Source organism: Chitinimonas violaceus, assembly GCF_052601015.1.
This window is the reverse complement of sequence record NZ_JBQXDJ010000090.1, coordinates 1-11,814: the sequence shown is the minus strand read 5'-3', so window position 1 is coordinate 11,814 and position 11,814 is coordinate 1. Positions and strand designations below refer to the sequence as shown.

Here is an 11,814-nt window from a genome sequence, read left to right as displayed (position 1 = left end):
TTCAAGCTTGAATGCTTGAGCGTCAAGACGCAGAAGAACCCATTCGCGCTTTGCCGCAAGTTACTGATCAACGCCTCCCGCGCGGCTTATGATCAGCTACAGCTGCTTCTCGCGGCTGCTGCGTAACATCAGTCAATAATTTGTCATCGTTCTGTCATAATCCGGTGCAGAAGCAAACTCCTCTCAGAGCCTTTGCACAAGCGCTATTCACCTAAGAGCCTGTTTACAACCTTGCTGCGCAGCTGTGATCAACGTTTATGTGTTGATCACAATCCTCGTGTACAAAAGTACATTCCGGTTTCTGCGCTGCTCTGTACCCTGCTGACAGCTGCTTGCGACAGATCGTAAACAGGCTCTAGGAACTCCCGGGGCCCCCTATGCTCGTAGGCATTACGCAAAATGCCCGAGGTTGGTTCCAAATACGCCAGTTGTGAACAGGTTCTTAAGTACCAACTAAATTCGCAGGTCTATCCAATGAACGACGACAAGAACAAGCCCGTTGATACAACGGCAGAGACAACGATCGACCCAAGCCGGCGCAAGTTGCTCCAAGGTCTGGCAACCGTCACCCTTGGCAGCGCACTACCTGCCAGTGCCACACCCGGTACGGTACAACCTCGTACCACCGCCAAGCAAAAGCCTGGGCATGGTGGTAATCGCGATAAAGCGCTGAAGGAAAGCATCAAGACTGTCGTGGTGATCTACCTGGAAAATCGCAGCTTCAACAATCTGTTTGGCGATTTCCCTGGTGTAGCAAGCCCGATGTCCGCACTAACGGCCGAGCGCTATCGCCAGATCGACCGTAATGGCCAACCCTTCACCACTTTGCCCAAGGTCTGGGGCGGTATGGTGCAGCGCCGCCAGGAGATCGGCGGCCAGAGCTACCTGATCGGCGAAGAGGAAATCAAAAATCTGCCGAACTCACCTTTCCGCTTGAATGACGCACAAGGAAAACAACTACCAACTTCGGTAATCACGCGTGACCTCTGGCATCTCTTCTACCAGAACCAGATGCAAATCAACGATGGCCGCAATGATCAATTCGTCGCGTGGGGCAATAGTGGCAGCCTGGTAATGGGGCATTACGGTGGCGCAAGCGCCAACCTTAATCTTTGGCGCATCGCACGTGAATACACCTTATGTGACAACTTCTTCATGGGGGCATTTGGCGGTTCCTACCTTAACCACCAGTATCTGGTCGCCTGCCGGCCGGGTGTCTATCCGGATGCGGCCAATAGCCCAGCCAAGGACAAGATCGCTGTCGTGGAAGGCGCCCCGGAAGGCACACGCCTCAAGCTCTCGGACAAGTCACCCGCTTCCGCCATGGATGGGGCACCAAAGTTCGTGCGTGATGGTGCAATCACACCGGATGGCTATATCGTCAACACGCTGGCCCCGGCCTACCAACCAAGCTGGGTCAAAGCTGCGCCAGGCGGTGATCCAAAGCTGGCAGACCCTGCAGACAGCATGACGCAGCCGGTACAGACCTATCCCACAATCGGCGACTTACTATCGGCACAGAAAGTGAGCTGGGCCTGGTATGGCGGTGGATGGGGTGCTGCACTCGAAGGCCGTGGTGGTCCAAATCAACCCAATTTCCAGTCGCATCACCAGCCGTTCAATTATTTCAAGTCGTTTGCCCCTGGCACCGAGGCGCGTAAGCAACACTTGCGTGATGGCGGCATGGGAGACAGCCCACGCGACAACCATTTCATTGCCGATGCGCTCGCCGGCAAGTTGCCTGCGGTGACTTTCTACAAGCCTCAGGGCAATCTCAATCTGCATGCGGGTTATTCCGATATCGAATCGGGCGACCAGCACATCGGTAACATCATCAGCCATCTGCAAAACAGCCCACAGTGGAAGAACATGCTGGTTGTGATCACCTTCGATGAGAATGGTGGTTGGTGGGACCATGTCAGCCCTCCCAAAGGCGACCGCTGGGGGCCTGGCTCGCGGATTCCGGCGCTCGTTATTTCGCCGTATGCAAAAAAGGGGCATGTCGACCATACCTACTACGACACCTCTTCAATCGCCCGCCTGATCACACGCCTGCACGATCTGCCAGAACTGGAGGGGATCACCCTCCGGAATGAGGCATTCAAAGCCAATGGCGGCACACCGCCAGGGGATTTGCTTAATAGCTTGGATATTTGAACGAGTTCTGCATAAGCGATCACGATCTCTACTTGCGATCAAGCCGCAAAAACAATCAAGCCGGCCCTATAGCCGGCTTGATTGTTTATCTATAGGTATCTACTCGGCGATCACATCGCACCGTTAGCAGGCTTAAAGTCGCGTCTGTATGCGGCATACCACTCTAGCAACTGATCCCCAGGCATCGCTTTGGCAACGAAATATCCCTGAACCAGCCCGACGCCAAGTTCAGAAACCAGCTGCCAGTCCTCCAGGTCTTCGACACCTTCAACCACGCTCTTCAAATGTAATTGCTGCGCCATATCCAAGGCACTGGTGAGAATGACCTTCAAGTTGGTTTTGTGTGCGGCGCCATGCACAAAGCCGCGGTCAATCTTCAATTCGGTAAACGGACAACGCATCAGTTGCTGTGGCGAGGAGTAACCAGTGCCATAGTCGTCCATGGAAAGGAGAAATCCCTTCAAGCGCAGTCGAGCCAGCGTACCGAGTGACAATGCCAGATTGGACATCAGCATCGATTCGGTCACCTCAAGGGTGACCCGGCTGGGCGGAATGTTGTAACGGCGGATGATATCCAACGTCATATCCGGCAGTTTGGGGTTCATCAACAGCGGCACGGGCAGATTGATCGCAGCAATCAATTCCGAGCCTTTCTGCTGCCAGTCCTGCAAATGACGGGCTGTCTGTTCAAGAATATGGAAGAAGAATGGTTCGGAGAGTTCACTCTCTTCGATCTGGCAGATAAAGACCGCCGGCGACAGTACACCATATTCAGGATGTACCCACCTTGCCAGCGCCTCCACAGCTTCCATATCCCCAGTCTTGGCTGCGACCTTGGGCTGGAACCACGGAACAATCTGGCCCGCTGCCAGCCCAGCCCTGATGTCTGCCACCGACATTGTTGGCACCGCAGCAACCGTCTTGACCTTCCGCCTTGGCCCTTTTGCCAACACCCGCTGCAACATGGGGATGCTCATCGGTTTCTCGATAGCGCCCAATACGTCCAGATCGATACTCAGCGCGATGGTGGCGACCGCCTCCATGATGGCAATGCCCTTGCCAGTAATCACGACAAGGGAAAATTGCTTGTAGCCTTTGCGACCCAAGGTTTCGATCAGCTGAATGCCGTCCATTTCCGGCATATCAATGTCAGTGATCAGCAGATCAATTGGGCTTACCCGCTCCATGGTCCAGAGTGCTTCACGGCCATTGCCAGCACAGCTGATTGTCGCAAAACCAAACTGCTTCAACAGTGCAACGGCAACCTCGCGTTGTACGGGACTGTCCTCTACGACAAGAACATGGCGCCCCTCCCAGAGCAGCTCCTTAGACATTCACCCTCTCCAGGACAATGCAACCAGGACAAACAGGGATGTTCCAGTCCATGGTCAGCATCTCCTTAACGGCAACCAGGGCACGCTCATCCTGGTATATCAAAGACCGCGCAATTTCCCGCGTACTGATTGAAGCATGAACAACTATTGTGCAAAGCAGTTGGCCTACAGACAAACGGCAACCACCACTAAGTCGTTAATGCGCTTGCCTTTTCGCAGACAAGCATCGATAGGAAAAAACCAACTCGACCGAAACCATCGTGTATATCTATACGATCTACCACAGCGCCGGTGTTAACCGGTGTTCATCGCGATGTTATTGAGCTGAATCGCCGCCAGCTCTCCTAGCTCCTCAATCATCAGCACCTGAGTGACATCGAGAATGATGGCAAAGCGGCCAGAAACGGTAGTAATACCGTTAATAAAGTCATCCCGCATACGCGAACCCAGTGAAGGAGCTGGATCGATGTCTATCTCCGGGATTTCGACCACTTCACAAACCGAGTCAAGCATCACGCCAATATCGGTGTAATCAGCACCAGCACCATTGCCTAGCGACAAAATGGCAATACAGGTAGAAGGCTTTACTTCGGTTGCTTGGCGTCCAAAACGTACCGAAAGATCAATCACAGGTACGACCGACCCACGCAGATTAATAATGCCGCGTAAAAATGCCGGCATTAAGGGTACCGTCGTCACACCCTCATATTCGATGATTTCGCGAATGTGGTGGATCTCGATCGCAAACACTTCGTCCACGAGTTCAAAGGTCACGCAATGGCGTACCTTCGAGGGCTTGGCATGCTCTTGCCTGCTGGCTCTTTCAGCCCTCGCATCCTGCTCTTCGCTCACTGTCCGATTGCCAGTCATACCCTGCTCCTACTAGGCTCCGGTGAATAGAAGGCATGCCCCAGCGGACTTAGAATCTCACGATCTTACTGAGTAGCTGTGATCAGGATTCGTAAGCTGCTCACACCTTCGAAATGCGCATACACCCAGTAAACACTGCTTCCCCCGTAGTTTTTGTCTAATGTTTTCCATGCTCACCGGCTAACACGCTACAGCACTACCAACAGACATCCCTAGGCAGCTTTCAGTATTTTGAGAACTGCGTCTCGTCCACCGGTCCGGCCTCGTCGGGCTCTACACCAAGGTGTCGGCCAATCGCATGCTGCTTGCCCTTTAGATTGCTACTATGCATGTACAACTTATCAACCGCAGCAGCCCGCTTGGCGCGGGCACCTCTACGCCCTGTTGTAGGCAGCTGGAATTCCTCCATCATGCCTTGCAACTGCATCGAGGAAGAACTCACTTCTTCCGCAGTGGCTGATAGCTCCTCTGCCACCGCAGCGGCAGCCTGCATACCCTCTGTCAGCTGGAATACCGCTATATTGATCTGGCCAATCCCATTGGATTGCTCACGCGATGCGTCAGCAATCTCCTGCACCAAATCCGCAGTCTTTCGTATGCCTGGCAGCATTTCATGCAGTAAAGAACCAGCCCGTTCGGCCACCCCTACCGATCGATTTGCCAAGTCGCCGATTTCCTTTGCCGTATTTTGTGAACGCTCTGCCAGTTTGCGCACTTCCACTGCCACTGTCGCAAAACCTTTTCCGTGCTCACCTGCACGTGCAGCCTCAATCGCCGCATTGATGGCCAGCAAATCCGTCTTATTGGCGATTTCATTGATCATGCTGATCTTGCTCGCGATTTCCTTCATTGCCGCCACCATTTCCTGCACCGCCTGCCCACCTTCCGATGCGCTGTTCGCCGCTGAAGAGGCAATCCCATCGGTCACCTTGGCATTGTCGGTGTTCTGGGTCACAGCTGCCGCCATCTCTTCAATCGAGGTGCTGCTTTGCTCTACTGCAGCGGTCTGCTCGGAAGTGGTTTGCGACAAGCTGGTCGCAGACGCCGCAATCTGTTCCGATGCCGACGCCAGATTCTGTGCCGACAAGGTAATCATGCCTATGGTATTGGCCAGCGATTCCACCATTTTCGACAGCGCATAAAGCAGGCTCGACTCATCCCCTTGCTTGGTTATGACGGTAACCGATAAATCACCATCCGCCACCTTGGCCACCATATCTCGCGCGTAAGTAGGCTCACCACCTAATTGCTTCATCAATGAACGAACAATTACCCATGCCACTATTGAAGCGAACAGGAACCCCAATATCGCAAAGGTAAGCATCCAAAACTTAGCTGTTTCATATATTTGCTCAGCTTCCTTAATTCCCTGCGCATTAAATGATTTTTGAAAATCCGCCATTTCCTCTAGCTTATCACGCCACCGTTTTGCCAGTGGTAATAGCTCTTTAAATACAACTTCCGTTGCTTCAGCATTTTTATTAGCCAAACCAAGTTGAGCAACTTTATCCATAAGCTGAAAACCAAGCTCTTTTTCAGCTCTAAGATGATTAGCCATTTCCTTTGCTTTTTCACGAAAAATATGTTGATTCAGCTTTACTTCTAAGGCCTCGTAATTCGTTCTAGCTTGAAGTCGCTCCTGATTGACTTTAGTCATTTCTTCCTCGTTAGACAAAAGTGCTAGCTCTTGAATACGAAGAATCATATTATATTGTGCATCTATGAGATCTTTAGAAAGGATAACTTTTTCTGAATTTTCACTATTTGTAGCTAATGTGCTATCTACCTTACTCAAACTTAACAAACCTAACACTGTTATACCAAGCATAATTAATATCATTACTACAAAGCCTAAACCAAGCATAGTTGAGATTTTCATATTGGAGGAAAACATTGTTAACTCCTATAAGCCGTTTTATGCCCGTGTCTTACTACCAATATCTTCTTTCACTACCCGCTTCACCATTGCACGCTATTTAATTAGCTATACAAGCGTTCCCTGCCGAATGGGGTATACATCGTCACTAGGCGGTCCACTACTGCGTTTAATGGCAGAATGTTCCAACTGCCAAGCAAATTGCACTAATTGGGGAATATCCAATATCAGTGCAGGCTCACCATTCCCGAGTATGGTAGAGCCGGAAATTCCCTTTAGGGCTTTAAATAAACTACCAAGAGGTTTAATCACCGCCTGAAATTCCCCTAACAAACGGTCCACCACCAATCCAGCCCGCTCGCCACTGTATTGCACAATGACGATATATTCGCTCTCTGCGACAGAGTCATTCAGTCGGAACAATTCCCGCAATGAAATATAGGGCAACCATTCACCGCGCAGATTGATCTGGTGCACATTATCCTGCGGCAAGCCCTTAGGCATTTCAACGCATTCGTACATCATGTCCACCGGCACAACCAATAATGTGTCACCCACCTGCACGCGGAAACCATCAATAATCGCCAATGTCAGCGGTAAGCGGATTCGGAATGTTGTCCCCCGCTCCTCGCTGTTGAGAATTTCAATACTGCCGCGTAATGCCTCGATATTACGCCGCACGACATCCATGCCGACGCCCCGCCCCGATAAATCGGTAACTGTTTCGGCTGTTGAAAACCCTGGCTGGAAAATCAGCTTGAAAACCTCGGCATCCGATAGATTGGTACCGGCATTCACCAGATTCTTTTCTATGGCCTTGTTAAGTATCTTCTCGCGATTCAACCCACCACCATCGTCTGCGACTTCGATAACCACACAGCTGGAATCGTGGTAAGCCCTCAACTCAACGGTACCGACCACAGACTTTCCACGCGTAAGCCTCAATTCTGGTGTTTCGATGCCATGGTCGATTGCATTACGTACCAGATGCATCAGCGGATCGGTCAGCTTTTCCACCATCGACTTATCGATTTCCGCCTCTGCCCCTTTGATCACCAATTCAATCTGCTTGCCAAGAATGTCGGACGCATCGCGCACAATGCGCGGAAAACGGCCAAATACCTCACCCATGACCACCATACGAAGCTTAAGGGCATCATCACGGATATCGGCCACCAATTGATTGATGGCCTTTACCGACTCGGTCAACTCAAGATCACGACGTCGGTCTGCCAAAGCTGTGGTCGAATCAGAAGCAATCACCAATTCGCCTACTTTGTTGATCAGACGATCAAGCTTACTGGCCTCTACCTTGATGTACTTGTTGTCGGCGGAACGGCGTTCTATTTGACGGGCCGCAGCGGTCTGACCAGCTGTAAAACCTGTCTCATCATGCTGTTGGGCTCCATCGCCCGTATGTGGGTCTCCCGACAAAAGCCCACGCAGTTCTACCGTCTCGTCCTCTGTCAACGTACCGCAAGCCTGCAAGCGTCCAATGACCTCGTCAGGCGTCTCAGGTATACGGGAACAAATGGCGGCAAATTCGGTTAATGGCGCATGGGGGGAGAGCAGCTCAACCTGGCTTGCCGGGATGACAAAGTCAAATGCATTCAGAATCCGCTCTGCGTCGGCATCTGACGCCAGTTGCACATCAAAGCCGAAATAACAGACTTCCGGGTTGAAATCCTTTAACAGCGGCAGATGGCTTAATACAGGTATCACCCGCCTGATCTCTCCCATCGTGTTGAGGAAATGCAGAAAACAGGTCGGGTCGATACCGGATTCGAACAGGTCTGGCGCAAAGCGTACAGAAAGATGATAAGCACCGCTGGCTACCCCGTCCTTTCTGCTTCTTCCTGCCCCCCCCGCCTTAGGCTGCAAGCGGTCAGACATGACAAACATCTTGGGCCTCATGTCCCCAGGGATCTGGGTCATGGAGCTGTAAGCAAGGAGCTTCTTCATCAGCTCTTCGCCGCCAGGCTGGTTGACCTCCGCAGCGCTATCGTCAGGTTCAACCGCCTCAAGCAACACGCCGATATGATCGTTCGCCTCCAGCAATAGCGAAACCAATTCCTTGGAAAGCGTGACGTCACCAGCACGCAGACGATCCAATACATTCTCGACAAGGTGGGTGAAACGGACTATGGCATCCAAGCCGAACAAGCCTGCCGAACCCTTGATCGTATGGGCCACACGGAACATCAGGTTGAAGGTTTCAGCATCAAGCTCGGTAGACTCGCTTTCTACAAGCACCTTCTCCAGAATCGCACGTTGATCGCGCGCCTCAGAGAAAAAAGCAGCCCGTGCACTAGACAGATCAACTTCCATCCGCCGCCCCTTTGCTTTCAGCGCTTCCCATGCCTGCTGTTGGCTCGTTGAATGCAAACAAATCATTGCAGCCCAGCAGCGTAACCACATCCTGCACCGGCACGCTTGGCGCGATAAGCTGTAATTTCCGCTCACGCAACAACGCTTCGCGTTGCAACATCACCAGTAGCTGCAAACCTGCCGTATCGAACTCTGTTACCTGGGCCAGATACAGATGCACAACCGGAAAATTCAGTAAGCCGAAAAAATCATCCTTGAGCACCCCAACGGTGAAAATGGTGAACTCCCCACTGAGGTTGGCCTCAGCACACTCCATTCCCATATTCACATCCAGCGCCATCATTACCTCCCAGGCAGGCATACTGCCCATCTACCACTTGTAAGCTCCGTCTCCTCACAGGGGGTTGTCCTGTTTTTTCCGAGCTCGCAAGACTGTGTGCAGGTTCTAAGGCAGGATCAATTTGCTCACTGACAAAACCAATTGCGCAGGCAGAAATGGCTTGGTGAGCCAAGCACTCGCCCCTGATTCCCTGCCCCGTTTGATCATCTCTTCGGAACTTTCGGTGGTCAGCATAATGACTGGCGTAAATTTATAGCGGGGCATTCTCTTCACTTCGCGAAGGAACGTAATCCCATCCATGACCGGCATATTGACGTCAGAAACAATCAAGTGAACCTTGCGACCATCCAACCGCTCAATGGCCTCTTTGCCATGCTCAGCATCTATGACTGCGTAACCGGAAGCCGCTAAGACAATCTTGACGGTCTCACGCATACTTGCAGAGTCGTCCACGATCAAAATAGTCTTGGTAGTCAATTCCCCGCTCTCCACCATTACCCGGTTTATTGCCCTTTGCCAGCAACCTTCCGGTATCTGCCTGGAACCCGTTCACTAGCTGCGGTACATCAGCAATATCGCAGGAAAACAACCTTGGAATCTACATTTCCCAAAGGGAAACGATCCCGTACCTGCCACCTGCGCCTTGCCTTAAACGACAAAGCATTCCTCAAAGGCAATTCCCAGAAATCTCAATTTCGTCACCATGCGACGTTGCCCATGAGAAATTTCTCTTTGCATATCAAACATATGCTGTGTGGAAATTTCTACTTACGCCTTGTCTTGTGTAGAAACTGAGTTTTTTGAATGCCCCATAAGTGGTATAGCTCGGTTTTGCCAATTTTTTCCGGCAAAACACGAACAAGCGGCAATGGAAGGCGGCCGGTTATCGACCCATTTAGAAGGAGTGAACGCTTAAATTTCTAGGCTGCCGTCGGCTACATTGGCCGACTGCCCACATAGGTACAAGAAACCAGCACACTAGGTGTACGACGTTCAATAACACCCTCGGATACTCGTTTACCCCCAAGTAAACGCTGCTTCCTCGGGCGTTTTCGTCTTATCTTTGTTTTTGTCCGAGAGACTTTAAACAGACTCTTCAGAAGGCACTTCTGCTTTACGCGGTTTATGTACCACCACCGTACCAGCAAGCTTGTCATGCCATCCTTGCTTACGTCGGTCGAACGCGATCCAAAACAATCCTAGCCCCAGCGGGATTGCTGCAATGAAATAACCTAGATAGCGGATTAGTAACTGCCCGTTACTGGCCTGCCCGCCTGTTTCTGCGTCGACAATACATGCTGAAATAACCATTTTTCCAGGCGTTGCCTGCTTGATTATCCAAAACAGCACAACTGCAACAGCGGGCAAAACCCAGGAAATCAAAATCTCCATCGGCCCATGGATTATCTCGGTACTTTCCAGATATACCATTCCGTAGACTGCGATAAGCAAGGGCAGCGTAACCATGACGGTAAGGATGGAGTCGATAATTGACGCCACTACCCTCAACCAGAATCCTATATATTTCACATCCGTCGAATCCATAAGCGCTTTCTCTCACCAGTCAGCTTCATACATAGACTACCCCGTTTTACATGATGAGCAGACTTTTATCCAACCTAATTATATCAGCGCTACCGGAGAAAGCCTCTTGATGCTTTTCGCCAAAAATAAATTAAATAAAGTAAGCACAGGCCGCTATGCAGATGGACACATTACTGGCAACAATAGCAGCGTCAGATCAGGCTGTTTGGCGATTGGTGTGAGATAAGCGATAAAGTGCATAGCGCGCATAGTCAGTTATCATGTTCAATTGGTTCTCTTCCTTTTCCGCCCAAGAGTCTGGAAGAATCATACTAGCCTGTATCTTTATTATACGGTTGGGCTCATCAATGATAAAACAGGCATCTTCAGCCATAAGCGCTTCATTTTCGTCATGGCACACATTCTCATTTTTACTGATCAATGCAACTTTCTGGAAAAAATCATGATAGCATCTGAATTTAATGAATATGTAGTGAACTCCCTTTTCCAACACGTAAATACGAGGGTTTTTACCAATCTTACACATCTCCACCCCTAAAGGTTTCTCTTCCACGCCTATCGACTCAATCGCATCCCATGCAATAGTAGGCAGTTCAATCGACTTTAAGCGAAGATGCGAGCTTGTTAACTCCACGTTAGTACCAATGAAATCTAGCAGATAGTCTACAACCAAGATTCTTAATAAATAAAAACTCAACGGCAGAAACAGCAGAATAATCATTCCCATGAAGAATTTGTCGTTCATGAATTGATCGAAGTCTATTGCTGCTCTAGACAAATAATAGAGGGACACCAATAACAGTGGAACTATAAAAAACAGTTTGACTATTTTTAATAGCAGATTCTTCTTTATTACAAGCGGCTTCATCATTTAAGGTCCTTATGTCATAGGTACTAATTACAGCGATAACATACGAGACATTAGTACAACATCATTTTTTTATTGTGCATAGCACAAGGCCTTGGTGAAATTACCGCCAATAATTTTAATAAAGCAGGACCATGTATTAACTATGTGGGTAGTGCACTGCATAGTCCTACGTCTAGGTACTCCATAGCAAATAAAAGAGACTAGAACCTCGGTAGGGCAACGGCAGAATTAACAGTTTCTAGAGCCTGCTCAACGTCTAGTGAGCTAGAGCCAGACAAACGAGAACAACTGAGGACGCGGCGTTTATGAGTGGTAAATGAGTATTCCAAGGGTGCAGAGCAGCACATAAACCGGAATGTATTCTTTAGGGCACCTCGAAAAACCCTCCGCCCATGGCATGATTCCGACATCCAAAAGTCAGCCCTCCAATCATGATCAAATCCAGTCTGTTTGCCAGTGAAGAACGTGAAGCCAAGCTTGATCAGCTGGCCGA

Annotated in this window: 9 protein-coding genes; 1 reads left to right on the top strand and 8 read right to left on the bottom strand. The window is 50.2% G+C overall.

What is annotated here, in order from left to right; translation table 11 throughout:
• The first annotated feature begins 399 nt into the window (after positions 1–399).
• Positions 400–2,157 (top strand): acid phosphatase, encoded by a 1,758-nt coding sequence (locus ACUHMQ_RS18825; RefSeq protein WP_445296998.1) that lies wholly within the window; start codon positions 400–402, stop codon positions 2,155–2,157.
• Positions 2,158–2,267: 110 nt separating this feature from the next.
• On the opposite strand, the gene ACUHMQ_RS18820 is transcribed toward ACUHMQ_RS18825, so the two are convergent.
• From ACUHMQ_RS18820 to ACUHMQ_RS18785, 8 genes are all read right to left on the bottom strand, one after another.
• A complete protein-coding gene (locus ACUHMQ_RS18820; RefSeq protein ID WP_445296997.1) occupies positions 2,268–3,491 on the bottom strand; it encodes an EAL domain-containing response regulator in 1,224 nt (407 codons plus the stop codon).
• A 294-nt stretch (positions 3,492–3,785) separates the two neighbouring features.
• Positions 3,786–4,361, bottom strand: coding sequence for a chemotaxis protein CheW (locus tag ACUHMQ_RS18815; protein ID WP_445296996.1), 576 nt, complete (start codon positions 4,359–4,361; stop codon positions 3,786–3,788).
• A 223-nt stretch (positions 4,362–4,584) separates the two neighbouring features.
• Positions 4,585–6,255 carry a methyl-accepting chemotaxis protein gene (locus ACUHMQ_RS18810; RefSeq protein ID WP_445296995.1) on the bottom strand — a complete coding sequence of 557 codons (1,671 nt, stop codon included), beginning with the start codon at positions 6,253–6,255 and terminating at the stop codon, positions 4,585–4,587.
• Between the two features lie 90 nt (positions 6,256–6,345).
• Positions 6,346–8,565, bottom strand: a complete 2,220-nt coding sequence (locus ACUHMQ_RS18805; RefSeq protein WP_445296994.1) for a chemotaxis protein CheA — start codon at positions 8,563–8,565, stop codon at positions 6,346–6,348.
• On the bottom strand, positions 8,555–8,926 hold the full coding sequence (locus tag ACUHMQ_RS18800; protein WP_445296993.1) for an STAS domain-containing protein: 372 nt from the start codon (positions 8,924–8,926) through the stop codon (positions 8,555–8,557). The genes ACUHMQ_RS18805 and ACUHMQ_RS18800 overlap by 11 nt, the downstream gene beginning before the upstream one ends.
• Positions 8,927–9,010: 84 nt before the next feature.
• On the bottom strand, positions 9,011–9,382 hold the full coding sequence (locus tag ACUHMQ_RS18795) for a response regulator (RefSeq protein ID WP_445296992.1): 372 nt from the start codon (positions 9,380–9,382) through the stop codon (positions 9,011–9,013).
• Positions 9,383–9,988: 606 nt separating this feature from the next.
• Positions 9,989–10,450, bottom strand: coding sequence for an RDD family protein (locus tag ACUHMQ_RS18790; protein WP_445296991.1), 462 nt, complete (start codon positions 10,448–10,450; stop codon positions 9,989–9,991).
• 196 nt (positions 10,451–10,646) lie between these two features.
• Positions 10,647–11,195, bottom strand: a complete 549-nt coding sequence (locus ACUHMQ_RS18785; RefSeq protein ID WP_445296990.1) for a hypothetical protein — start codon at positions 11,193–11,195, stop codon at positions 10,647–10,649.
• Positions 11,196–11,814: the final 619 nt, after the last annotated feature.

Excerpts from the sequence above, each read along its gene's own strand:
- ACUHMQ_RS18825 (WP_445296998.1), top strand. The coding sequence starts at position 400 with ATGCCCGAGGTTGGTTCCAAATACGCCAGTTGTGAACAGGTTCTTAAG.
- ACUHMQ_RS18820 (WP_445296997.1), bottom strand. The coding sequence starts at position 3,491 with ATGTCTAAGGAGCTGCTCTGGGAGGGGCGCCATGTTCTTGTCGTAGAG.
- ACUHMQ_RS18815 (WP_445296996.1), bottom strand. The coding sequence starts at position 4,361 with ATGACTGGCAATCGGACAGTGAGCGAAGAGCAGGATGCGAGGGCTGAA.
- ACUHMQ_RS18810 (WP_445296995.1), bottom strand. The coding sequence starts at position 6,255 with ATGTTTTCCTCCAATATGAAAATCTCAACTATGCTTGGTTTAGGCTTT.
- ACUHMQ_RS18805 (WP_445296994.1), bottom strand. The coding sequence starts at position 8,565 with ATGGAAGTTGATCTGTCTAGTGCACGGGCTGCTTTTTTCTCTGAGGCG.
- ACUHMQ_RS18800 (WP_445296993.1), bottom strand. The coding sequence starts at position 8,926 with ATGCCTGCCTGGGAGGTAATGATGGCGCTGGATGTGAATATGGGAATG.
- ACUHMQ_RS18790 (WP_445296991.1), bottom strand. The coding sequence starts at position 10,450 with ATGGATTCGACGGATGTGAAATATATAGGATTCTGGTTGAGGGTAGTG.
- ACUHMQ_RS18785 (WP_445296990.1), bottom strand. The coding sequence starts at position 11,195 with ATGAACGACAAATTCTTCATGGGAATGATTATTCTGCTGTTTCTGCCG.